Below are 20,787 nucleotides of genomic sequence, written 5' to 3' on the forward strand. Positions count from 1 at the left end.
GGAAGCCCCATGTATGTGATCCCCGCCGAGGGCCTGACGGTCCCCGACCCGCAGCTGCGCGACCACCTGCCCGCCACCGGGCGGGAGGTGCCGCGCTCCGATTACTGGATGCGCCGCCTGCGCGACGGCGACGTCATCGAGACCGTCACCCCGCGCGCCTCCGGCGATGCGCCCATGCCCGTCGATGATGGGGAGGTGCGCTGATGGTCGGCTTCCGAGAGATCCCGGCCTCGAACAGGTCCACCCTGTTCTTCGCCGAGCTCGACAACTCCCGCGCCAATTCCGGCACCGCCGGCTCGCTCCGCAGCCTCATCATCGGCCAGCAGCTCGCGACCGGCGACCTGCCGACCGGCCTGCCGGTGCTGCTGGAAGGGCTGGACTGGCTGCGCGGTCGCGCCGGCCGCGGCTCCATGCTCGCCCTGATGGCGGAAGCCTACCGGCGGGGCGACCGCAGCGGCGAGGTCCACCTGCTGCCGCTGGCCGACAACGGCGCCGGCGTCGCCGCGACCGGCACGCTCACCGTCACCGCCGCGCCCACGGCCGCCGGCACCGAGGCCGTCTACATCGGCGACCGCCGCGTGCAGGTGGCGGTCGCCCCGACCCAGACGACGGCGCAGGTGGCCACCGCGATCGCCGCCGCGATCAATGCCGACACCTCGCTGCCGGTCACCGCGACGGCCGCGACCAACACCGTCACCGTCACGGCGCGCCACAAGGGCCTGACGGGCAACGACATTACCCTCGCGCGGAACCTCCTCGGCTCCGCGGGCGGGGAAGTCGCGCCCGCAGGCCTCGCGATCACGGCGGCCGGCCTGTCGGGCGGCACCACGGCGCCGGACCTCGCGGCCGCGCTGGCGAACCTCGCCGGCGAGCCCTTCGAATTCCACGCCATGCCCTACACCGACGCGGCCAGCCTCAACGCGCTGCGGGACCACCTGGCGGCGCGGTGGAGCTGGGACCGGATGCTCTACGGCGGTGCCTTCGCCGGGCTCCGCGGCACGCTCGGCACCGCCGTCACCTTCGGCCTTACCCGCAACGACCAGCACACCGTCTGCCTGCCGGCCGACGGCTCCCCCACCCCTGCCTGGCTCTGGGCCGCGAACCTCGCCGGCGCCTGCGCCGCCTCCATCCGCGCCGATCCGGGCTTGCCGCTGCACGGCCTGCGGCTCGACGTGATGGCACCGCCGCGGGAAAAGCGGTGGGGCGACGTGGATGACCGCAACACGCTGCTGAACAACGGCCTCGGCGCCTTCGTCGTCACCGCGGACGGCACCGTCCTCACCGACACGCTGGTGACCACCTACCGGCTCAATGCCCAGTCGGTGCCGGATGACAGCTACCTGTACCCGGAGACGATGTACGTCCTCGCCGCCGCGATCCGCCGGCTGAAGGCCTATGTCACCAGCACCTTCGGCCGCTTCAAGCTGGGCAGCGAGGGCACGCGCTTCCGCCCGGGCTCCAACATCGTCACCACGGGCGTGATCCGCGACGGCATCCTCGCGGAGTACCGCCGCATGGAGGCGGACGGCCTGGTGCAGGAGTACGATGCCTTTGCCGAGGCGCTGGTGGTGGAGCGCGACAGCGCGAACCGCTGCCGGGTGAACGGCCTGCTGCCGATCGTCCCGATCGACCAGTTCCGCCAGTTCGCGGCGCTGATCCAGTTCCGGAAGTCCACCTCGCTGACCTGACGTCCCCGGTCGCCGGGCGGCCCGGCCCGCCCGGCACATCCCCACCATCCTCGGCAGGATCGATTCCATGGCCTTCGAGCCCGGTGCCCTAGCCGGCACCTCCTACCTCTACATCGACGGCGTCGAATACGCGGTCGTCGGCAGCGTCGGCTACCAGGTCAGCCGCAGCGTGAAGGAAACGCTGATGGGCCAGGGCGGCGTCCACGGCTTCAGCGTGAAGCCGGTCGCCCCCTACATCAAGGCGCAGATCCGCGACAGCGCGGGCACCCGCGTCGGTGACTTCGAGGGGATGGAGAGCGTCTCCGTCTCGCTCGAGCTCACCAGCGGCAAGCGCATCACCGGCAACGGCATGTGGTGCGTCAACGCGGTCGAGGTGAACAGCGACGACGCCACCTTCGAAGTCCGCTTCGAAGGCGCGGACGTGCAGGAGGGCTGACGATGGACGCACGCAGCCTGACTGACGCCGAGGACGTGATCGAGGAGATCCCGCCCCGCACGGTCCGCTTCCCGGCGGTCGAGTACAACGGCACCACCTGGACCGAGATCACGCTGCGGCCGCTGACGATCGAGATGATCCTCGCCGCGCAGCGCCAGAAGGGGCAGGTGGAACAGGCGGTGGCGATGATGGTGGCCAGCGCCGGCATCCCGCCCCAGCTCGCGGTGAAGATGTCGCCGAAGGTGCTGGAACACGCCTCGGAGTATTTCGCGCGTTTTTTGCCGAATGGCCCGATGGCGGCTGGGGACGCGCCGCCGCCCGGGTGACGATGGCCTGCGGCTTCGGGCCGCGGGACGCCTTCGTCATGACGCCGGCGCAGCTGCTGTGGTGGACCCGCCGCGCGGCCGAGATGGGACGGCTCTGACATGACCACGGCATCCGCCGGCACGCTGAACGTCGTCATCCGCGGCGTCGACCAGGTCTCGGCGCCGCTCCTGAAGATCGGGGGCAATGTCCGGGCGCTGAACGCGGCGCTCGGGCGGCTCGGGAATGCCTCCGGCGTCACGCCGGCGGTCCGGACGCTGGCGGCCGGCCTGGGCGCCGCGGTGCGGAACCTCGCGGCGATGGTCCCGGCGCTCGGCGCGGTGACCGCCGCCGGCAGCGTCGCCGGCCTGTATCGCCTGGTCGGCGGCTTCGCGGCCATGGGGGCAGAACTCGGCCGCACCGCCTACCGCGTGCAGACCACGGCATCCGCGCTGCATGTGATGGGCGGCGCTGCGCGGCTCGCGGGATCCTCGGCCGAGGACCTGTCCGCCGGCCTCGAAGGCCTCGGCGGCGCCGTGATCGACGCCGCCGGCGGCCGCGACGACACGGCGGCGATGTATCTCCGCATGCTCCGCATCGACATGCGGAACGCGGCCGGCGAGGCACGCACCGCGTCGGAGGTCCTGCCGGAGGTCGCCGACGGCATCGCCCGCATCGCCGATCCGCGCCTGCAGGCCCGCGTCATGGGCGCGCTGCGCCTGCCGGCCGGGTTGCTGCCCTACCTGCGCCAGGGCGCCGCCGGCATGCGCGCATACGAGGAGGAGGCGCGCCGAGCGGGCGCCGTGACCGAGGAGGGTGCGGCCGCCGCCCGGCAGTTCGAGATGGCGCAGACGCGCCTCAGCCTCGCCGGGCAGGGCCTGACCAACATCCTCGCCGCGCGGCTGGCGCCGGTGCTCGTGCCGCTGCTGGACCGCCTGTCGAACTGGCTGATCGAGAAGGGGCCGCAGCTCGGCGACATCGTCGAGGGCCTGGCCCGTCGGTTCGCAGCCTGGGTCGATGACGGCGGCCTGACCCGGCTCGGCGAACGCCTCGAGGCGATCGGCGGCGCGTTCGACACCGTCATCGGCTGGATGGGCGGAATGCAGAATGCGGCCATCGTGCTGGGCGCCGTCCTGACGGCGCGTCTCCTGTCGCCGCTGACCTCGATCGCCTTGCTGGCTGGCCGGCTGGGCCTGTCGGCGTTGGGCGGCGCGGCATCCCTCGCCGGGACGGCAGCCGGCACCAGCGCCGCCGCGGCGCTGGGCGGCGCTGCCGTGGTCGGCGGTGCTGGCTACGGCTTCGTGCGGATGCTGGAGCGGTATCGCGAGACGGGCGCCGGCTCGCCGGAACGGCAGAGGGAACGCGCCACGCTGTGGCGCGACCGCGGCGCCGTCTATGGCGGCATCCCCGCCGAACCCGGCCCGGCGCCGACGGACCTGCTCGGCCTCATTGGCCGTGCCGAGGGCACCGACCGCGGCCGCGGCTACAACGAGACACTCGGCTACGGCGCCTTCATCGGCGGCGACCGCGACCTCACCGGCATGACGCTCGACGAAATCGACGAGATGCAGGGCGCGATGCTCCGCCATCCCGGCAACACGCTGAACTCCTCTGCCGCCGGCCGCTACCAGATCACCCGCAGCACCCTGCGCGACCTGCGCGGGGCGCTCGGCCTCGACGGGTCGGAACGCTTCGATGCGGCGATGCAGGACCGGCTGGCCACCGCGCTGGCGGAACGCCGCGGCCTGCGCCAGTTCCAGGCTGGCGCGATCTCGCGTGACGAATTTCAGTCCCGCCTGGCGCGCGAATGGGCGTCCATCCCGGACCCGCGCACCGGGCAGGGCGCCTATGCCGGGCAGCGCCGCCCGGGCGTGGACCAGCGCACCGTCGATGGCGTGCTGGAAGCCGCGCGCGCGCCGGCCGCCGCCGCCGCCCCGCAGGAGGTGAATGTGCGCGTCACCCTGGCCGGGCCCGGCAGCGCCGGCGCCACCATCCGCACCGAGACGCCGGGCGGCGGCGTGCGCATCGAACGCCCCGCGCTCGGGGCCACGCCATGACCCGCCCCGGCCCCTATCGCCCCGCCTCCTGGCGTGGCGTGCCCTTCGGCGTCTGGGACGCCGACGGCGCCTTCGGCCGCGCCACGGCGGTGCACGAATACCCCTTCCGGGACTCCGTCTGGGTCGAGGACCTCGGCCGCGCCACCCGCAAGCTCGGCCTCCGCGGCTTCCTCGTCGGTGACGACGTCGCCGCGCTCGAGGCCGAGATGATCGAGGCGGCGGAGGCGGAAGGGCCGGGCCAGCTGATGCACCCGACGCTCGGCCCCCTGAAGGCCAGCCTCGTGGAATTCCGCAGCACGGTCCGCCACGACCTTGGCCGCGTGGTGGAACTGCACTTCACCTTCATCGAGAACGGCGCGGAGCTGTTCCCGCTCGCGGGTCTCGCGCCCGGCGCGCGGGTGGAATCGCTGGCCGGCGCCCTCGACGCCGCCGCGGCGGGCGACTTCGCCCGCGCCGCCGGCGACGCACTGCGCGGCGGCGCGGCCGTGGTGCGCCAGGTGCAGACGGCGGTCGGGCAGTACACCCGCATCGCCAGCGGCCTGATCGGCGACGCCCGCGCGGTGCTGAACGTCGCCGGCCTCGTGGTGCCCGGGGTCGACCGTGCCTTCGGGCGCTTCACGGCCGGCTACCGCAACGCGCTGTCGCCGGTCGGCGGCACGCTGCGCACGGTCGATGGCGGCCTGGCTGCGCTCGGCTCGGCCCGCCGCCGCGTGGCCGACGGCGTGGACCGGGTCACGCGCCTGGCGGCCCGGCTGTGACCGCGCTGTCGGACCTGGCCGCGGCCGTGCAGGACCTCGCCGGGGCGGTGCGCCGGCTGGGGCAGGACCCGGCCGACGCCATCCGCCTGCTGGCGCTGCTGGCCGCCGTGGGGCCCGTCGCGGCGACCGGGGACGACGGCCTGGGCCGGGCCATGGCAACGGCCGAGGCAGCGGCGGCCGCGTTGTGCCGCCGCGCCGCCCTGGCGGCCCTGGCCCGCGCCACGGCCGCCGCGACGCCGCCGGGCTACGAGGAAGCGGTGGCGCTGCGCGATGCCACCTGCACCCTGCTGGAGGCGGAGGAGATCCGCGCCGCCGATGCCGGCGACGCCGCCGCGGCGCTGGCCCTGCGGGACCTGCGCGCCGCGGTGGCGGAGGATCTGACCGCCCGCGCCGCCGACCTCTCCCGCCTGCGGGAGGTGAATGTGGCGGAACCGCTGCCCGCCCTCGTCCACGCCTGGCGGCTGTTCGAGGATCCCGACCGCGCGGACGAGGTCGCGCTCGCCGCCGGCGCCGAGGACCCGAACTTCATCGGCGGCCGGTTCCGCGTGCGCGGGGACTGAAGCGTGATCCGCGCCAGCGGGGGCGTGGACCACGCTTCAGGCGGCCTCGACCTCGACGACGACGCGGCGGCCGAGGGCGCGCAGGGCCAGTTCCACCTGGTCGACCCGGCTGCGGTGCAGGATGTCCCGCACCCGGCGGGCGTTCTTCTCGTCGATGCCCATCCGACGGGCCAGTTCCACCGTGCTGATGCGGGCCGCGAGCATCGCCTCGTGCAGCGCCAGCTTGGTGGCCTCCAGCACCGGCACGGCAACGACAGGACGGCCCGCCGCCTCGCTCGGCACCGGAAGCGGCGCCTCGCGGTCGACGTAGAAGCTCAGGCCGCTGACCAGTGCGTCCTCTGCCATCGCCAGCGCGTCGGCTTCGTCCTCGCCCTGGGTCAGCGCCTCCGGCACGTCCGGGAAGGACACGCTGAAGCCGCCCCCGGGCTCTGGCGTCAGCGTCACGGGATAGGCGTAGCGCATGGTCAGTCCTCCAGGTCCGCCCGGCTGAGGCCGAGCTGCTTCAGGATTGCGTGGTAGAGCCCGGTCTTCAGGTCGACCGGGTGGCGCGGCACGGTGGTCGACCGGCCGTTCAACGTCACCTTCGTGTGCCGCCCGCCTTCGCTGACATCGATGTCCCAGCCGCGCCGGGTGGCGAGGCGGCGGAGGCGACGAAGAAGATCGGCGGGCTTCATGCCGACAATATCGGGCAGATGTGCCCGAGCGTCAAGCGCAGACCGGGCAGATATGCCCGATGATCTCCGGAGAGCCCATGCCCAGCCGCGACGGCGACGTGACCCTGACGGTGGGCGACCGGCAGCTGTCCGGCTGGCAGGAGATCTCCGTCGGCATCGGCATCGAACGCATGCCGGGGGACTTCACCCTGCTGGTGACGGACACCTTCCCGGGTGAGGCGGCAGTGCCGGTGCAGCCGGGGATGGAATGCGTCCTGCAGATCGGCACCGACACCGTCGTCACCGGCTATGTGGACCGCTACGCGGTCGCCGTCAGCCGGCGCGGCGGGACGGCCATCAAGGTCACCGGGCGGGGGCGCTGCCAGGACCTGGTGGACTGCTCGGCCTATCTGCGCGGCAGCGCCAACCAGATCCGGGCCAGCCGAGCCCGCGCGGTCATCGAACGCCTCGCCGCGGTCTACGGGATCGAGGTCGACGCACGCGCCGGCGATGGGGAGGTCGTGCCCCAGTTCAACGTCATCCTCACGGAAACCGCCTGGGACATCATCGACCGGATCGCGCGCCATTCCGACTTCCTGGCCCATGAAGGGCCGGACGGCCGGCTGGTCCTGGCGCGGCTCGGCGCCGACCGCGCCGCCAGCGGCTTCAAGGAAGGCGTGAACGTCGAGGAGGCGAACGTCACCCGCTCCGCCGACAAGCGGTACAGCCTGTACGAAGCGGTCTTCATGCCGGTGGAAACGCTGGGCGACGTCGCGCGCGCCACGGCGTCGGCGGACTTCAACACCCGCGCATCCGCCCCCGACATCTCGATTGGCGCCGCCGTGCCAGGCAGCGGGCGCCGCTTCCGCCCGCTGATCATCGTCGCGGAGGTGGCGCAGAACGACCCGGCTTTCATCCAGCGCCGCGTGGAATGGGAACGGGCCCGCCGGCTCGGCCGCAGCCAGGCCGTGGAGGTGGTCGCGGATTCCTGGCGCGATGCCGCCGGCGCGCTGTGGCGGCCGAACACGATCGCCCGCGTGCAGCTGCCCACGCTGGGGCTGCCCGACGCCGACTGGCTCATCACCGAGGTGAACTTCGAACTCGGGCGGTCCGGCACCCGCGCGCGCCTGACCCTGATGCCCCGCGAGGCCTTCCAGCCGCAGCCGATCATCCTCCAGCCCTTCGACTGGCAGGTCGCGGAGGCGCTGCGCCCGGCCAGCGGACCGACCCCGTGATCGACCGCCTCTATGCCCGGCTGATGTCGATGATCGCGGTCGGCCGCGTGGTCGCCAGCACCGCGCTCGGCGGCCGCGGCGCGCGGCGCCTGCAGGTGCGCTTCGACGGGGCGGAGATCCGCGACGACACGCCGCTGCTGAACGCCTACGGCTTCGCGTCGCGCCCGCGGGCCGGCGCGGATGTAGTGGTGCTGTTTCCCGGCGGCAACCGCGCCGCCGGCTTCATCGTCGCCACCAACGACCGCCGCTACCAGCTGGAACTGGCCGATGGCGAATGCGCCGTCCACGACGATCTCGGCCAGCGGGTCCACCTGACCCGCGCCGGTATCGTTATCGATGGCGGGGGCCGCCAGGTCACGGTCACCAATACGCCGAAGGTCCGCATCGAGTCCCTGCTCGAGGTGACCGGGGACGTGCGGGTGGGCGCCCGCACCTTCAACACCCACACGCACCCCGAAACCGGCAGCAGCACCGGCTCCCCGGCATGACCGCCACCGACATCGCGATCGTCTGGGATCCCGCGCTGACGACGGGTGACTGGCAGCTCACCGGCGACGGCGCGCTGCTGACCGCGGCGGCGCTGGAAACGGCGGTGATCGTCAGCCTCTTCACCGACGCCCGCGCCGACCCGGGGGACCGGCTGCCGCCCGGCGAGACGGACCGTCGCGGCTGGTGGGGCAACGCCCTCGGCGATCCGGTCGGCTCCCGGCTCTGGCTGCTGCGCCGGTCCAAGCGCCTACCGGAGACGCTGGCGCTCGCCCGCGACTACATCCGGGAAGCCCTGGCCTGGCTGGTCGAGGATGGCCTGGCGGACCGCGTCGAGGTCGCGACCGAATGGCGCACGCCGACCCGCATGGGCGCCGTCATCACGGTCACCCAGCCCGGGGGCGGCACCGCTGCGCTGCGGGCCGAATGGGCCTGGGGGGGCCTGTAGGCCCCCCGCAGACCGCACCGGCCGACATTCCAACCCGCGCGCCGCTGCATCGGCGCGCAAGCCTGGCGCGCGGATGCGCGCCGGCGTCTGAGGCACAGGAACATGTCCTTCGAACGGCCCACCCTGACCGCCCTGCTGCGGCAGGCGCGGGCGGATCTGCGCGATGCCGTCGGCGGCGGCGCCATCCTCCGCAGCTCGCCGCTCGCGATCCTCGCCAAGGTCGCCTCCGGCCTCGTCCACGGCGTCTACGGCTATCTCGACTGGATCGCGCGGCAGGCGGTGCCGGCGACCGCGACGGGCGTCCACCTCATCGCCTGGGCGGCCCTGGTCGGCGTCATCCGCAAGGGCGAGGCCTCCGCGACCGGCAGCGCGACCTTCACCGGCACGCCGGGTGCGATCCTGGCGGAGGGCACGCGCCTGAGCCGCGCCGCCGACGGCGTGTCCTACCTCACCACCGCGATCGGCACCGTCGGCGGCGTCGGCACCGTGACGGTCCCGGTCGCGGCCGAACAGCCCGGCAGCGCCGGCAATGCCCCGGCCGGCGCGGAACTCGTCATCTCCGGCTCGGCGTCCGGGGTCAACGCCACCGGCGCGCTCGCCACCGCGGCCGCCGGCGGCGCGGACGAGGAGGCGGAGGAGGACTTCCGGACCCGCATGCTCGACCGTTACCGCGCGCCGCCGCAGGGCGGTGCCGCGGCGGACTACCCGCTCTGGGCCCTCGAGGTGCCCGGCGTCACCCGCGCCTGGGCGGCGCCGAACGGGGCCGGGGCGGGCACCGTGGTGGTCTACGTCATGCTCGACGATGTCCGGGCGTCCTTCGGTGGCTTTCCGCAGGGCACGGGCGGCGTCGCCGCGGCGGAGCCGCGCGGCATCCCGGCCACGGGCGACCAGCTGGTCGTGGCGGACCGCATCCACCCCCTCCGCCCCGCGACGGCGCTGGTGCATGTCGTCGCGCCGACCGCCTACCCGGTGAACCTGACGATCGCCGACCTGTCGGCCGACGACAGCGGGATCCGCGCCGCGATCACCGATGCGCTGCGCGGCATGTTCCGCCGCACCGCGGCCCCCGGCGGCACGATCTACCAGTCCGACCTGGTGGCCGCGATCGACGGCGTTCCCGGGGTCGGGCGGTTCTCGCTGCTGTCGCCGGTCGCCTCGCTTACCGCGCCGGCCGGCGCGCTGCCGGTGCTCGGCACCATCACCTGGCCGGCCTGACGATGGCCGATGTCGATCGCGGTGCCGCGGACCACCTGGCCGCGGCGCGGGCCCTCATGCCGACCGGCGCGGTCTGGCCGCGCCACCCCGGCACCACCCAGGATGCGGTGCTGGGCGGCCTGGTCGCCGGCGTCGCGCGGCTGCGTGCCCGCGCCCGGGGGCTGCTGGTCGATGCCTTCCCGGGCAGCGCGCTGGAACTGCTGGCCGACTGGGAACTCACCGTCGGCCTGCCGGACCCCTGCACCGGCACGCCGGACACGGTGCAGCAGCGCCGGGCGGGTGTCGTGGCGCGGGTCGCCGCGCGCGGCGGCCAGTCGGTCCCCTACCTCGTCGGCGTCGCGGCGGCCGCGGGCTTCGCCGTGACGATCGAGGAACACGCCCCGGCCCGCGCCGGCGTCGCCACCGCCGGATCGCCCGTCGGCGGCGAGGCCTGGGCCCATGCCCTGACCGTGCGTGCGCCGGCGGACACCGTCACCGAGGCGCAGGCCGGCGCGGCCGTCGCCGGCGAACCGCTGCGGAGCTGGGGCAACGGGCCGCTGGAATGCGCCCTGTCGCGCCTGCGGCCCGCCCACACCGTCATCCGCTTCCTCTACGGGACCTGATCCATGCGCCGCATCGATGTCGCCACCGCCGCCGCCGCCGCCCCCGCGGTCCCGGCCGCGGGAACGGAAGGCTTCTTCACCAACGGGAACCCGGGTGGCGGCGTGCCCGCCACCGTCATCCCCGACTGGTTCCTCAACATGCTGCAGGAGGAACTGCGCGCCGTCGTCGTCGCCGGCGGCCTGACGCCGAGCAAGACGGTCTGGACCCAGCTGCGCGACGCGCTGGCCGTGCTCTACGGCGGCGGGGGCAGCCTCGGCGGCAACGGCTGGCAGCGGCTGCCCGGCGGCCTCATCGTCCAGTGGGGCCTCGTCACCACCCCGACCGCGGCCGGGCAGAACATCAACGCGACGCAGACCGTCACGCTGCCGACCACCTTCCCCACCGGGGCGCTGCGGGCGCTCGTCTCGCTGATCCATGGCGGCATCGTCGGCACCGGCTGGGGCGGGACGAATGTATGGCTCAGCGGCGTGACCGCATCGCAGATCACCGTCACCGGCATCGCCTCGGGCTACGCGCCCACGCAGGGGTTCCAGGCGGCCTACCTCGTGCTCGGGAACTGATGACATGACCATCTTCGCCCTGACCGACGCGGACGGCCGCGTGCTGGCTTTCCATGACGCGACGCTGCACGCTGCGATTCCGCCCGGCAGCTTCCCCATCCCGGCCGAGACCTGGACCGCCTGGATCGCCGATACGGCGGGGCAGCGATGGGACGGCACCGCGCTTGTCCCCTGCGATCCGCCGCCGTCGCCGCCCGCGCCGCCGATCCGTCGCATCCGGACCCTGGCCTTCCGCCGCCGCCTCTCGCCCGCCTCGCGCGCCGCGATCACGCTGGCCGCGTCGCAGGCGATGGAGGGCGGCTCGGCCGAGCTGCAGATGTTCCTGGACGATCTTGCCGCGAGCCGCGAGGTGGATCTCGACGATCCGGAGATCGCGGCCGGCGTCGCCACGCTGCGGGGCGCCGGCCTGGTCACCCCCGCGGAAGCGGCCGCGCTGCTGGCCGACGGCACGCCGGCCGAGACCGCCTGACACCCAGCCCCGACCCGACGCCCCCCATCACGTCCGGAGATCCCGATGAGCGCGACGCTCGCGGCCGTCACGGCGACGCTGCGCTTCGAGCGCGACGCCGGCCGCCTGCGCCCCCGCTACTGGCGGGGCGAAAGCCTGCGGGTCCTGGCCGACTTCGCCGACCAGGTCGCCGCGACGCCCGCCGCCGTGGCGGGGGTCGAATTCCGGCTCCGCAAGCCGGACGGCACCGTGCTGGTCCTCAGCGGCGCGGCAGTGGGCGGCGCTGCGGCGACCTGGTGGGTCGATGTCGGGCTCGACCAGGCCGGCGCCTGGGCCGTGCGCGTGTCCTGCGCCGGCCCCACCGAAGCGGTGGATGAGCGGGTCTTCGACTGCGTAGCATCCGCCGTGGTGCCCGCGGATGGCGCCCCGCCCTGGGTCGATGCCGGCAGCGGCGCGCTCATCACGCCGTCCGGCCAGCCGGTGACGGCGCAGCGCATCGACAATCTCCCGGCCCTCGGCGCGCCGCTCGAGGAGGACCTGTTGCCCGTGGTGCGGGGCGGCCAGGGCGGCCGCGTATCCTGGCAGGGGCTGCGCGATGCGGCGGCGGCGGCGCGGCAGGACGACCTAGCGCCCCTGCTGCCGGTCGCCAACATCATCCGCGACGGGGAGTTCACGGCCGCCGGCTTCGGCGCGGTGCCCGATGGCACGACGGACAACGCGGCTGCGTTGCAGCTCCTGCTCACGCGGGGGGCAGGCCGCGAGGTCAGGATCCGCAGGACGGCCGCGGGCAGCATCTACCGGCTGGCAGCCGGCCTGGTCGTGCCGCCGCGCACGCGCGTCATCATCGACGGGGGTGTCGCGCTGGACTTCGGGCCGGCGGCAGCCAACGTCACCGGCCTCCTCGTCGCCGGTTCCGCCGGCGGCGCGGTGGCGCTGACGGGCGATGCGGTGCGCGGGACGATGACGATCGCGGTCGCCGACGGCGCGGCGATCCCGCCCGGCGCGCTGCTGCGCATCTGGTCCACCGACCTGTTCGACCCCGGCCGCACCAACTCCCGCCTGGGCGAGATGGTGCGCGTCGGGGGCGTGACCGGCAACATGGTCACCCTGCAGTCCGCGCTGTGGGACACCTACCGCCTGGCGGCCGCCGCGATGGTCGAGGTCGTGACGCCGTCGACCGGCGTCGTGATCGAGGGGGGCCAGATCTGGGGGCCGACGACGCCACCCGGCGACGCCGCCGCCGCGATCCGGTTCTACCGCGCGCAGGACGTGACCGTGCGGGGCGTGGAGATCGCGCGTTTCGACGCCGTCCACATCCAGTTCCGGGACACGATCTCCGGCGTGGCGGAACACTGCACGACCCTCGACACCGTCACCGCGACCACGGGCTACGGCGTCTCCTTCTCCGATGCCGCGCAGCACTGCCGCGCGCACCACATGACCAGCCGCAACTGCCGCCACGCGGTGACGACCGGCAACAGCGCCGCCTATGGCGGCATCCCGCGCGACTGCGAATACGCGTTCTCGGACGTCGAGAATTCGGCGCGGGCGAACTACGGCGCGGGCGGCGGCGGCGACGCGCTCGACACCCACGCGGCGGCAGAGCGGATCAACTTCCGCCATGTCACCGTCAGGGGCGCGACGCTGCAGGCGGTGAACTTCGAATGTGCCAGCGGCGTGATCGAGCATGTCCGGGTGATCGGCGCCGACAGCCACGGCATCGGGGTCCACAACGAGACGGGGCGGCCGGGCGACATCCGGATCCTCAACTGCGAGGTCGAGGCGGTCGGCCTGGCCGCATCGGGCGTCGGAATCCGCGTCGCGGTCGGCAACGCCTCCGCAGCCGGCTACGACCGGGTGGACATCATCGGCAACCGCGTGCGCGACTTCAACGCGCAGGGCCTGTTCGTGCAGGGCGACGCCGCGCGCGCCATCGCCGGCGGCCGGATCGAGGGCAACCGCGTCGATGCGCGGGGGCGCTCGGTCGCGGCCGATGCGGTGTGGATCCGCGATGCCCGCAACCTGCGGGTCGGCGGCAACACGGTCATCACCAACGGGACCGCCCAGCACGCGATCCGGCTGCGCGACACCGCAGCCCCCCGCATCCGCGACAATGCCGTGCACCTGCCCGCCGGCGCCACCGGCACGGCGATCTGGCTCAACGCCACCGCGCCGGGCCTGGTCGACGGCGCGCAGGCCAGCGGCAACGGGGTGACTGCCGACGGCCCCACCTCGGCCGTGGGCATCCGCCTCGACGACGGGGTCGGCAACGCTCGGATCGCGGCGGACAACGACCTGCGGGGCTGCGCGACCCCCTATGTGCGGGGCGCCAACGCCAGCAACCGGGTCGCCGCCGACACGCGGCGGACGGCCACCATCGTGGGCGGGACCGTCGCCGCTTGGCCGGACACGCGCGACCTGGTGGTCGACACGGAAGGCGGCGCCGCCTCCGACGACCTCGACACAGTCACCGGCCTCGAGGACGGGCAGGAACTGCGGATCAGCGCCGCCAACCCGGCCCGCACCGTCAACCTGCGCGACGCCTCGGTCAGTGGCGGCAACATCCGCACGCTGCGGGCCGTCACCCAGCCGCTCGCTGCCACGCTGTCCGCAGCGCGGTTCGTTGCCCGCGGCGGGGAGGTGGTGATGACCGGGGGCGCCTACTACGGCGCCGACGACGCGGCCGCACCGCTGCAGTCCGCCACCCCGGCGGTCCTCGACAGCAGCCGTCAGGTCGCCAACACCGAATGGGTGACGGCGCGCATGGTGGCGCTGATGGACGGCATCCTCGGCGGCCGCAGCGTGCTGCTGCGGCCGAACCTGCTGTCCGGGCTCGCCTTCGCGCGTGCCACGGCGGGCAACCGGGTCTCGGCCGCCGGCGTGGTGGAGGGCATCGCCCCCAACCTGCCGCGCTGGGACGGACCCGCCGGCGAGATGGCCCTGGACGGCGCCCGCACGAACGAACTGCTGCACAGCGGGGATTTCGGGCAGGCAGCCTGGACCAAGGTGGGCGTCGCGGCCATCGCGGCCTGGGGTGGCGGCACCGCGCCGGACGGCACTGCCACGGCGCAGACACTCGGGGGGACGGGGGCATCCACCTCGCTCGCGGTCGGCCAGTCGCGCGCCAAGCCGGCCGCGCCGATGTGGCTGTCCTGCAGCGTGTTCACGCGCGGTGCAGCAGGGCTCTACCTGCATCTCTGGGCGGATGCGGGCACCAACGGCAACGGCGGCCGCGCGGTGGTCGACCTCGGCGCCATGGCGATCGTGAGCACCGCCGTGTTCGGTTCCTTCACCGGCATCGAGGCTGGGATCGAGGCGACCGGCAACGGCTGGTGGCGCCCCTGGCTGACGGTGACGAGCGGAAGCGAGACGACGCACCGGCATTACGCCCTGCTGAGCAACAGCCCGGCCACGGTGACCTGGTCGCCGGCGGGCGTCGCCGTGCCGGTCTGGGGCGCGCAGCTCGAACGCGCACGGGGGCCCTCCGCCTATGTCGCGACCGGCGCGGCTGCCGCGACGCGGGCGGCGGAAGGGCTGTCCGGGGCGCTGGCGGTGCTGTGGCCGGCGGGCGAGGGGACGGTCCTCGCGTCGCTGCGGCTGCCCTTCCCGGCGGGCGCCGCGGATCGCGTGCTGATGCAGCTGGACGACGGTGGCAACGGCAACCGCCTGATCGTCCGCAACCCGGCGGGCACGGGGAATATCCGCCTGTCCACGGTCACGGCGGGTGGCGCGGTGGCGGATGTCACGACGCTCGGCACGGTGACGCGGGGGCGCCAAGCGATCGCCCTCGCGCTCAAGGGCGGGCGGGCCGTGGTGCAGTTGCAGGGCGGCGCGCCCGCGAGCGTCGCCGCGCTGGCCTTCACGCCGACGACCCTGCGCCTCGGCAACGACGCAGGCCTGGGCGCCGGCGCGGATGCCCGCGTGCTCGGCATCGACAGGCTTGGCTACGCGGCAGCGGACGACCTGCTCGCCGGCTTCATGTCGCCGCTGCTGATGCCCTGAAGCTGCGGGCGGCCCCACCAACAAGGATTCCCCATGCCTGACGTCACCTTCCCCGGAAGGGCGGCCTCGGCCGCGCTCACGCGTCACTTCCAGGACCCCGCCAGCGGCGCGCTGGAGCCCTATGTCCGGGCCGGCAGCAGCGGCACGACGCGCACCGACCTGTCCGGCTCCATCGCCGCGGCCGACACGGCGCAGGTGATGGCCGTCTCGAACCCGAACCGCCGCGCGCTGGGCGTGCAGAACACCTCGGGCGCCGAGCTCCGGCTGCGCTCGACCGGCGTCGCCTCCTCCTCCGCCGGCATCCGCATCCCGCCCGGGGCCCTCTACGAGGCTGCGGCGCATGACGTGCCGGTCACCGCGCTCAGCATCTGGGGCGCGACCGCGGGGCAGACCTTCGTGGCCTGGGAGGCCTGACGCATGCCGATGTGGCTGGAACCCCGGGCCCGCAGCGTCACGCTGACGGGCGGCGTCCCCTATTCGCCCGGGCCGGATGTGGTGGCGATCCGCATCATCGCCGGTGGCGGTGGCGGGGGTGGCGGCGGCGGCGCGCGCACGGCGGCCGGCTCCGCCTCGTCCGGCGGCGGCGGCGGCGGCGGCGCCGCCGTGGTCGAGCGCGTGATCCCCGCCGCGGAGATCACCGGGCCGCTCACCCCCACCATCGGCGCCGGCGGCAACGGCGGGGCCGGCGCGACGGTGGGCAACACCGCGGGCGGGGCGGGGGCGGCCGGCGGCAACACGACGCTGCTGATGGGGGGCGTCGCGATCCTGACCGCCTTCGCCGGCGGTGGCGGCGCGGGGGGGCAGCTGGCCGGCGTCAGCGGCGGCGGCGGCGGCGGTGGCTTCGCCGGGGTGGGCGGCAGCACCGCGACCGGGGTGGCCGGCACCGCCGGGCCGAGCGGCGGCGGGATCGGCGGCGCGGGCACGCAGCCGTCCCCCGTCACGTCCGGCGGGACCAATGCCGGTGGCGGCGGCGGGGGCGGCGGCGGCGCCAATGGCGCGGTCGGCAGCATCGCAGGCGCTTCGCTGTCCGGCGGCAGCGGCGGCGCGGGCGGGGGCGGCGTCAGCACCGCCAGCACCGCCTTCGCGGGCGGCACGGGCAGGTCTCCGCTGGCCGGTGGTGCCCTGTTCAGCATCGGCGGCACGGTGCCGGCCGGTGCCGGCACGGCCGGTGCGCCGGTGCCCGGCATGGCAGGATTCTCCGGCGCCGGCGGCGGTGGCGCGATCGGCGCGGTGGGGGGCGCGGGCGGCGCCGGCGGCCGGTCCGCCGGCGGCGGCGGCGGCGGCTCGGCCGAAGCGGCGATCGGCGGCGCTGGCGGGCGCGGCGGCGACGGCTTCATCACCGTCATCGAACTGCTGGCGTGACCGGCCGATGACCCTGCTTCCCGAACCGCTGCCCAGCGGCGCCGAGGCCGGCGCCTCGCTGCTGGCGGCGATGGCCGGCCGCACGCTGCTGCTGGCCAAGGTCTCCCGCGAGAGCCTCACCTGGCGCCGCGTCGCGACGGTGCTGGTCTACGAACTGCCGCTGATCGCCGGCTGCGCCGCGCTCGGCGCGCTTGGCTGCCACGCGGCCGGCGTCGAAGGGTCGCCCGCGCTCGTCGTCATCGGCGTGATCGCGAACAAGGGCCCGGCGGTGCTGGACCCGGTCATCGACGCGGCGATCGATGCGCTGAAGGCCGCGCTTCGGCGACCGCGCTGACGCACGCCGCCCGCGATGCGGCGGCACCCCAAGCACAGGAATCCTTCCGATGAACATCGACCCCGTTCTGTCCGGGCAGCTGCGCCATGTCCTCTCCGGCGTCGGCGGCGCCGTGGCCGGCAGTGCGATCGCCGGCGAAAGTCTGGAAGCCGCGATCGGCGGCATCGTGCTGTGGCTGATCGGCCAGGCCTGGTCCTGGTGGGCGAAGCGCGCGTGACGCGGCACCCGACACCGGGGGCCTTCCTCGCCGGGGTGGTGGATCCCGGGCTGGACTGGGTGCGGCTGCACACCGGGATCAGCAGCGGCCGCGCCGCGGCGCGCCGCTTCCTGCTGGCGGTGGCAATCCAGGAAACCGGGCTGGCCGCCCGCGCGCAGGCAGTGGCCGGCGACGCGGCGCGGGCCGGGCCGGCGCGCGGCTGGTGGCAGTTCGAAGCGCCGACGATCGGGCTGCTGCTGCGCCACCCGGCCTCGTCACAGCCGCTGCGGGCGATGTGCGCCGCCGCCTGGGTGCGCCCGGAACCCGACGACATCTGGCGCGCGATCGAGGGGCACGACCTCCTCGCGCTTGGCGTCGCGCGGCTGCTGCTGCTGACGGACCCGTTCGACATCCCGGCAGACGAGGCTGCGGCTTGGCAATGCTACGCGGCGCGGCTGTGGCGCCCCGGCAAGCCGCATCCCGACCGGTGGCCTGCGGCTTGGCGCGCCGCAGTGGCGGCCACGGTGCCGTACTAAGGCCGGCTTCGCGCCGGTAGCCATCACCGCCGCCCCCCGATAAGGTCGGGGCCTCGGCGACGTCCGCCGCGCCAGGCGCGGGGGCCCAGGCAGTAGCAGCTGCCAGAGCCGCACGGGTGCGAACCGTGCACGGATGAACCGCCCCGCTACCTCCGGCCGGAGGCGGGGCCAGTAGAACGTCCCGAGAACATGGAGTCCATCTTTTTGCCGGCAGAGCCGGCGGAGCCTGCTGCCCCGTATCTGGGTGGCAAGCGTTCACTCGCGCGCCACATCATCGCGCGGCTCGCCGCGATCCCGCATGCCAGCTATGTCGAGCCCTTCATCGGCATGGGCGGGATCTTCCTGCGCAGGCCCTACAGGGCCAGGGCCGAGGTGATCAACGACATCAGCACCGATGTCGCGAATCTCTTCCGCATCCTGCAGCGCCACTATGTGCCGCTGATGGACTGCCTCCGCTGGCAGTTCACCAGCCGAAGCGAGTTCCAGAGGTTGCAGGCGGCAAATCCGGGCACGCTGACGGACCTCGAGCGCGCGGCGCGGTTCCTCTACCTGCAGCGATGCGGGTTCGGTGGGAAAGTGCAGGGTCGCAGCTTCGGCGTTTCTGCGGCGAACCCTGGACGCTTCGACGTGACGAAGCTCGCGCCGGCGCTGGAGGCGATTCACGACCGGTTGGCGGGCGTCGTGATCGAGCACCTGCCTTACTCAGAGGTGCTGTCTCGGTATGACCGGCCAGGCGCGCTCTTCTACCTCGATCCGCCCTATTGGGGATGCGAGCGGGACTACGGCGATGGCGTGTTCGGCCGCGACGACTTCGAACGCCTCGCCGAATTGTTGGGGACGCTCAAAGGTCAGTTCCTGCTTTCGCTGAACGACCGTCCCGAGGTGCGTCGCATCTTCGAAGCCTTCGAGCTCGAGGAGGTCGAGCTGCACTACGCCATTGCCGGCGGCGGGCGCGCGCCGCGCGCGAAGGAACTGCTGATTTCTGCGCGTCGCTGACCCTACCGAACTTGACTAAGCCGCCCCGTGGGACCCCCCACGGGGCGGCTTTCGTCGTTCCTGGGAGCATCTCATGCCCGGGTAATGCAGCGGGTAAGCGGTTCGGCAAGAAGTGGGAAAGTAAGGATTAAGCTGGCGCTACGCAGGTTTTCTTTGTTGCCACCCTCTCCGCCATTGTCGCCATTGATCGACACTCCCCGGCAATCCCGGCTCGGTGCGTGACGGCGTGTCGGTCCTCCCTGCGCCATCAGCGCGCCAGGCCGGCCATGATGGCCGGGATCTCGGCCAGCAATTCGCGGGCCAGGAAGCCCACCGGCCCGCGGCTGCGGGCCAGGCGCGCGCCCGCTTCGGCATGCAGGAACACCGCCCAGGCGGCCGCGTGCAGGGGTGCCGCGCCGCGCGCCAGCAGCCCCGCCAGGATCCCCGCCAGCGTGTCGCCGGAGCCGGAGGTGGCGAGCCCGACATTGCCGCGGTCGCAGGACCAGGCCTGGCCCTGCGGCGTGACGATGAAGGTGGCACTGCCCTTCATCGCCACCACCGCCTGCAACTCCGCCGCCGCCTGCCGCGCGGCGCCGAGCCGGTCGGCCAGCACCGCGTCGCGCGGCACGCCGAGCAGCCTCGCCATCTCCCCCGCATGCGGAGTGAGGACCACGCGTCCCGCCGCCGCGCCGCGCGCCAGAGCATCGCGCCCGTCGTGCAGCCGGTGCAGCGCCGCGGCGTCGAGCACGAAGCACGCGCCCTCAGCCCGCGTGAGCAGCCGCGCGGCCAGCAGGCCCGCCCCCGCGCCGTCCATCATGCCGGGGCCGAGCAGCACCGCGTCGCAGGGGCGGGCCAGGTCCGCCACGCGGTCCGCCCCGGCGGGCGCGATCTCGCCCTCCGCGCTCTCGTCGAGGCCGATCACCCGCGCCTCGGGCACCGCCAGCGCCATGCCCGGCGCGACGCTGCGGCAGGTGGCGATCTGCAGCTTGCCCGCGCCCGCGCGCAACGCGCCGATGCCGGCCAGCAACGCGCCGCCCGGCACCTCCACGCTCCCGCCGATGACCAGCACGCGGCCGCGGGCGTCCTTGTCCTCGTCATCCCCGTGACGCGGCAGCGGCATGGTGCGCAGCAGCGCCTCGTCAACCTCGGCCGCGACGCTCATCGCGCACCCGCCGGCGCGTCGGGTTCGGCCGTCACCGGCGCGCCGCCTTCCTCCAGCGGCGCGACGAAGTTGTAGGCGCGCAGCACCAGCCCGCCGCTGCGGCCATGGGCGGGGTCGAAGGCGTAGTCGGTGACGCCGCAATTCGCCACGTCCGCCTGCGCGTCGATCGCCAGGATCTCGCGCTCCGACATGTTCTCGATCAGGTAGCGCAGGCACAGCACCACGACCTGGTGCGCGACGATCAGCACCCGCGCCCCGCCATGGTGCAGCGCGATGCTGTCGAGCAGGCTGCGCAGCCGCAGGATGACGTCGCACCAGCTCTCGCCCCCCGGCGGGCGGTGGTAGAACTTGCCGAGCGTGCGGCGCAGCTCCGCCTGGTCCGGGTGCAGCCGCTCGATGCCGATGCGCGTCAGGCGGTCGAGGATGCCGAACTCCTTCTCGCGCAGGCGTTCGTCGGCGACGATGTCGGCGGGGTGCAGGTGGACGCCGCCGGCCTCCCGGATCAGCGTCGCCGTCTCGCAGGCGCGCAGGTAGGGGGAGCTGAGCACGACCTGCGGCCGCCCCGCGGGCGGCATCGCGCCGAACCAGCGGCCCAGCGCGCGCGCCTGCTGCCGGCCGAGCGGGCTGAGCGGCACGTCCACGTCGCGCGCCGCGCCGGTCTCGATGTGGGTGTGCCCGGCCGCATGGGCGGCGTCGCGCGCGACATTGCCGCTGCTCTCGCCGTGGCGCACGATCCACAGCCGCTCGGGCCAGTGCTGCAGGGGCATCGG

At 74.4% G+C, this 20,787-nt stretch carries 25 protein-coding genes; 21 read left to right on the forward strand and 4 right to left on the reverse strand.

The annotated features are described in order from the left end of the window. Positions 1–9: 9 nt before the first annotated feature. The 7 genes from ACK8OX_RS19470 to ACK8OX_RS19500 all read left to right on the forward strand — a co-directional run bounded on the left by ACK8OX_RS19470 (position 10) and on the right by ACK8OX_RS19500 (position 5,802). Complete coding sequence (locus ACK8OX_RS19470) at positions 10–204, forward strand: DUF2635 domain-containing protein (protein ID WP_430665901.1); 195 nt, start codon at positions 10–12, stop codon at positions 202–204. Next, complete coding sequence (locus ACK8OX_RS19475) at positions 204–1,688, forward strand: phage tail sheath subtilisin-like domain-containing protein (RefSeq protein ID WP_430665902.1); 1,485 nt, start codon at positions 204–206, stop codon at positions 1,686–1,688. The genes ACK8OX_RS19470 and ACK8OX_RS19475 overlap by 1 nt, the downstream gene beginning before the upstream one ends. A 67-nt stretch (positions 1,689–1,755) precedes the next feature. Further along, a complete protein-coding gene (locus ACK8OX_RS19480; protein ID WP_430665903.1) occupies positions 1,756–2,124 on the forward strand; it encodes a phage tail tube protein in 369 nt (122 codons plus the stop codon). Positions 2,125–2,126: 2 nt separating this feature from the next. After that, positions 2,127–2,450, forward strand: coding sequence for a phage tail assembly protein (locus ACK8OX_RS19485; RefSeq protein ID WP_430665904.1), 324 nt, complete (start codon positions 2,127–2,129; stop codon positions 2,448–2,450). Positions 2,451–2,549: 99 nt separating this feature from the next. Further along, positions 2,550–4,484, forward strand: a complete 1,935-nt coding sequence (locus ACK8OX_RS19490; protein WP_430665905.1) for a hypothetical protein — start codon at positions 2,550–2,552, stop codon at positions 4,482–4,484. Next, the gene (locus tag ACK8OX_RS19495; protein WP_430665906.1) at positions 4,481–5,242 is read left to right on the forward strand and encodes a DNA circularization N-terminal domain-containing protein; all 762 of its coding nucleotides are present in this window, start codon (positions 4,481–4,483) and stop codon (positions 5,240–5,242) included. The genes ACK8OX_RS19490 and ACK8OX_RS19495 overlap by 4 nt, the downstream gene beginning before the upstream one ends. Beyond that, positions 5,239–5,802, forward strand: a complete 564-nt coding sequence (locus ACK8OX_RS19500; protein ID WP_430665907.1) for a hypothetical protein — start codon at positions 5,239–5,241, stop codon at positions 5,800–5,802. Before ACK8OX_RS19495 ends, ACK8OX_RS19500 begins: the two co-directional genes overlap by 4 nt. Before the next feature lie 36 nt (positions 5,803–5,838). On the opposite strand, the gene ACK8OX_RS19505 is transcribed toward ACK8OX_RS19500, so the two are convergent. Beyond that, the gene (locus ACK8OX_RS19505) at positions 5,839–6,264 is read right to left on the reverse strand and encodes a type II toxin-antitoxin system HicB family antitoxin (RefSeq protein ID WP_430665908.1); all 426 of its coding nucleotides are present in this window, start codon (positions 6,262–6,264) and stop codon (positions 5,839–5,841) included. Positions 6,265–6,266: 2 nt separating this feature from the next. Further along, the gene (locus tag ACK8OX_RS19510; protein ID WP_430665909.1) at positions 6,267–6,476 is read right to left on the reverse strand and encodes a type II toxin-antitoxin system HicA family toxin; all 210 of its coding nucleotides are present in this window, start codon (positions 6,474–6,476) and stop codon (positions 6,267–6,269) included. 77 nt (positions 6,477–6,553) lie between these two features. Between ACK8OX_RS19510 and ACK8OX_RS19515 the strand changes: the two genes are divergently transcribed. The 14 genes from ACK8OX_RS19515 (at position 6,554) to ACK8OX_RS19580 (ending at position 18,876) form a co-directional block, all read left to right on the forward strand. After that, entirely contained in the window at positions 6,554–7,690 is a 1,137-nt protein-coding gene (locus ACK8OX_RS19515; RefSeq protein ID WP_430665910.1) for a phage baseplate assembly protein, read from the forward strand. Beyond that, positions 7,687–8,178 (forward strand): phage baseplate assembly protein domain-containing protein, encoded by a 492-nt coding sequence (locus ACK8OX_RS19520; protein ID WP_430665911.1) that lies wholly within the window; start codon positions 7,687–7,689, stop codon positions 8,176–8,178. The genes ACK8OX_RS19515 and ACK8OX_RS19520 overlap by 4 nt, the downstream gene beginning before the upstream one ends. Then, the gene (locus ACK8OX_RS19525; protein ID WP_430665912.1) at positions 8,175–8,624 is read left to right on the forward strand and encodes a phage GP46 family protein; all 450 of its coding nucleotides are present in this window, start codon (positions 8,175–8,177) and stop codon (positions 8,622–8,624) included. Before ACK8OX_RS19520 ends, ACK8OX_RS19525 begins: the two co-directional genes overlap by 4 nt. Before the next feature lie 102 nt (positions 8,625–8,726). After that, positions 8,727–9,839 carry a baseplate J/gp47 family protein gene (locus ACK8OX_RS19530; RefSeq protein ID WP_430665913.1) on the forward strand — a complete coding sequence of 371 codons (1,113 nt, stop codon included), beginning with the start codon at positions 8,727–8,729 and terminating at the stop codon, positions 9,837–9,839. 2 nt (positions 9,840–9,841) lie between these two features. Continuing rightward, positions 9,842–10,441 carry a YmfQ family protein gene (locus ACK8OX_RS19535; RefSeq protein WP_430665914.1) on the forward strand — a complete coding sequence of 200 codons (600 nt, stop codon included), beginning with the start codon at positions 9,842–9,844 and terminating at the stop codon, positions 10,439–10,441. A gap of 3 nt (positions 10,442–10,444) precedes the next feature. Continuing rightward, positions 10,445–11,002 carry a gp53-like domain-containing protein gene (locus ACK8OX_RS19540; RefSeq protein WP_430665915.1) on the forward strand — a complete coding sequence of 186 codons (558 nt, stop codon included), beginning with the start codon at positions 10,445–10,447 and terminating at the stop codon, positions 11,000–11,002. A 4-nt stretch (positions 11,003–11,006) separates the two neighbouring features. Continuing rightward, on the forward strand, positions 11,007–11,471 hold the full coding sequence (locus ACK8OX_RS19545; protein ID WP_430665916.1) for a hypothetical protein: 465 nt from the start codon (positions 11,007–11,009) through the stop codon (positions 11,469–11,471). Between the two features lie 45 nt (positions 11,472–11,516). Then, entirely contained in the window at positions 11,517–15,452 is a 3,936-nt protein-coding gene (locus ACK8OX_RS19550) for a right-handed parallel beta-helix repeat-containing protein (protein ID WP_430665917.1), read from the forward strand. Positions 15,453–15,485: 33 nt separating this feature from the next. Continuing rightward, positions 15,486–15,866 carry a hypothetical protein gene (locus ACK8OX_RS19555; protein WP_430665918.1) on the forward strand — a complete coding sequence of 127 codons (381 nt, stop codon included), beginning with the start codon at positions 15,486–15,488 and terminating at the stop codon, positions 15,864–15,866. 3 nt (positions 15,867–15,869) lie between these two features. Next, positions 15,870–16,814 carry a hypothetical protein gene (locus ACK8OX_RS19560; protein ID WP_430665919.1) on the forward strand — a complete coding sequence of 315 codons (945 nt, stop codon included), beginning with the start codon at positions 15,870–15,872 and terminating at the stop codon, positions 16,812–16,814. 7 nt (positions 16,815–16,821) lie between these two features. After that, a complete protein-coding gene (locus ACK8OX_RS19565) occupies positions 16,822–17,148 on the forward strand; it encodes a hypothetical protein (protein WP_430665920.1) in 327 nt (108 codons plus the stop codon). Between the two features lie 49 nt (positions 17,149–17,197). Further along, positions 17,198–17,365 carry a hypothetical protein gene (locus ACK8OX_RS19570; RefSeq protein WP_430665921.1) on the forward strand — a complete coding sequence of 56 codons (168 nt, stop codon included), beginning with the start codon at positions 17,198–17,200 and terminating at the stop codon, positions 17,363–17,365. Continuing rightward, entirely contained in the window at positions 17,347–17,880 is a 534-nt protein-coding gene (locus tag ACK8OX_RS19575; protein ID WP_430665922.1) for a hypothetical protein, read from the forward strand. Before ACK8OX_RS19570 ends, ACK8OX_RS19575 begins: the two co-directional genes overlap by 19 nt. Before the next feature lie 189 nt (positions 17,881–18,069). Then, entirely contained in the window at positions 18,070–18,876 is an 807-nt protein-coding gene (locus tag ACK8OX_RS19580) for a DNA adenine methylase (protein WP_430665923.1), read from the forward strand. Between the two features lie 247 nt (positions 18,877–19,123). Here the strand turns inward: ACK8OX_RS19580 and ACK8OX_RS19585 are convergent, their stop codons facing one another. Both ACK8OX_RS19585 and ACK8OX_RS19590 read right to left on the reverse strand, forming a co-directional pair. Next, positions 19,124–20,017, reverse strand: a complete 894-nt coding sequence (locus ACK8OX_RS19585; RefSeq protein ID WP_430665924.1) for an NAD(P)H-hydrate dehydratase — start codon at positions 20,015–20,017, stop codon at positions 19,124–19,126. Next, positions 20,014–20,784 (reverse strand): histidine phosphatase family protein, encoded by a 771-nt coding sequence (locus ACK8OX_RS19590; protein ID WP_430665925.1) that lies wholly within the window; start codon positions 20,782–20,784, stop codon positions 20,014–20,016. Before ACK8OX_RS19590 ends, ACK8OX_RS19585 begins: the two co-directional genes overlap by 4 nt. Positions 20,785–20,787: the final 3 nt, after the last annotated feature.

Origin of the sequence: Falsiroseomonas sp. CW058 (genome assembly GCF_050563535.1) — a bacterium.
In the GTDB taxonomy this organism is placed as follows: domain Bacteria; phylum Pseudomonadota; class Alphaproteobacteria; order Acetobacterales; family Acetobacteraceae; genus Falsiroseomonas.

Excerpts from the sequence above, each read along its gene's own strand:
- ACK8OX_RS19475 (WP_430665902.1), top strand. The coding sequence starts at position 204 with ATGGTCGGCTTCCGAGAGATCCCGGCCTCGAACAGGTCCACCCTGTTC.
- ACK8OX_RS19525 (WP_430665912.1), top strand. The coding sequence starts at position 8,175 with ATGACCGCCACCGACATCGCGATCGTCTGGGATCCCGCGCTGACGACG.
- ACK8OX_RS19580 (WP_430665923.1), top strand. The coding sequence starts at position 18,070 with ATGGAGTCCATCTTTTTGCCGGCAGAGCCGGCGGAGCCTGCTGCCCCG.
- ACK8OX_RS19565 (WP_430665920.1), top strand. The coding sequence starts at position 16,822 with ATGACCCTGCTTCCCGAACCGCTGCCCAGCGGCGCCGAGGCCGGCGCC.
- ACK8OX_RS19530 (WP_430665913.1), top strand. The coding sequence starts at position 8,727 with ATGTCCTTCGAACGGCCCACCCTGACCGCCCTGCTGCGGCAGGCGCGG.
- ACK8OX_RS19540 (WP_430665915.1), top strand. The coding sequence starts at position 10,445 with ATGCGCCGCATCGATGTCGCCACCGCCGCCGCCGCCGCCCCCGCGGTC.
- ACK8OX_RS19510 (WP_430665909.1), bottom strand. The coding sequence starts at position 6,476 with ATGAAGCCCGCCGATCTTCTTCGTCGCCTCCGCCGCCTCGCCACCCGG.
- ACK8OX_RS19535 (WP_430665914.1), top strand. The coding sequence starts at position 9,842 with ATGGCCGATGTCGATCGCGGTGCCGCGGACCACCTGGCCGCGGCGCGG.
- ACK8OX_RS19570 (WP_430665921.1), top strand. The coding sequence starts at position 17,198 with ATGAACATCGACCCCGTTCTGTCCGGGCAGCTGCGCCATGTCCTCTCC.
- ACK8OX_RS19560 (WP_430665919.1), top strand. The coding sequence starts at position 15,870 with ATGCCGATGTGGCTGGAACCCCGGGCCCGCAGCGTCACGCTGACGGGC.
- ACK8OX_RS19480 (WP_430665903.1), top strand. The coding sequence starts at position 1,756 with ATGGCCTTCGAGCCCGGTGCCCTAGCCGGCACCTCCTACCTCTACATC.
- ACK8OX_RS19545 (WP_430665916.1), top strand. The coding sequence starts at position 11,007 with ATGACCATCTTCGCCCTGACCGACGCGGACGGCCGCGTGCTGGCTTTC.
- ACK8OX_RS19555 (WP_430665918.1), top strand. The coding sequence starts at position 15,486 with ATGCCTGACGTCACCTTCCCCGGAAGGGCGGCCTCGGCCGCGCTCACG.
- ACK8OX_RS19590 (WP_430665925.1), bottom strand. The coding sequence starts at position 20,784 with ATGCCCCTGCAGCACTGGCCCGAGCGGCTGTGGATCGTGCGCCACGGC.
- ACK8OX_RS19515 (WP_430665910.1), top strand. The coding sequence starts at position 6,554 with ATGCCCAGCCGCGACGGCGACGTGACCCTGACGGTGGGCGACCGGCAG.
- ACK8OX_RS19470 (WP_430665901.1), top strand. The coding sequence starts at position 10 with ATGTATGTGATCCCCGCCGAGGGCCTGACGGTCCCCGACCCGCAGCTG.
- ACK8OX_RS19490 (WP_430665905.1), top strand. The coding sequence starts at position 2,550 with ATGACCACGGCATCCGCCGGCACGCTGAACGTCGTCATCCGCGGCGTC.
- ACK8OX_RS19550 (WP_430665917.1), top strand. The coding sequence starts at position 11,517 with ATGAGCGCGACGCTCGCGGCCGTCACGGCGACGCTGCGCTTCGAGCGC.
- ACK8OX_RS19585 (WP_430665924.1), bottom strand. The coding sequence starts at position 20,017 with ATGAGCGTCGCGGCCGAGGTTGACGAGGCGCTGCTGCGCACCATGCCG.
- ACK8OX_RS19485 (WP_430665904.1), top strand. The coding sequence starts at position 2,127 with ATGGACGCACGCAGCCTGACTGACGCCGAGGACGTGATCGAGGAGATC.
- ACK8OX_RS19495 (WP_430665906.1), top strand. The coding sequence starts at position 4,481 with ATGACCCGCCCCGGCCCCTATCGCCCCGCCTCCTGGCGTGGCGTGCCC.
- ACK8OX_RS19505 (WP_430665908.1), bottom strand. The coding sequence starts at position 6,264 with ATGCGCTACGCCTATCCCGTGACGCTGACGCCAGAGCCCGGGGGCGGC.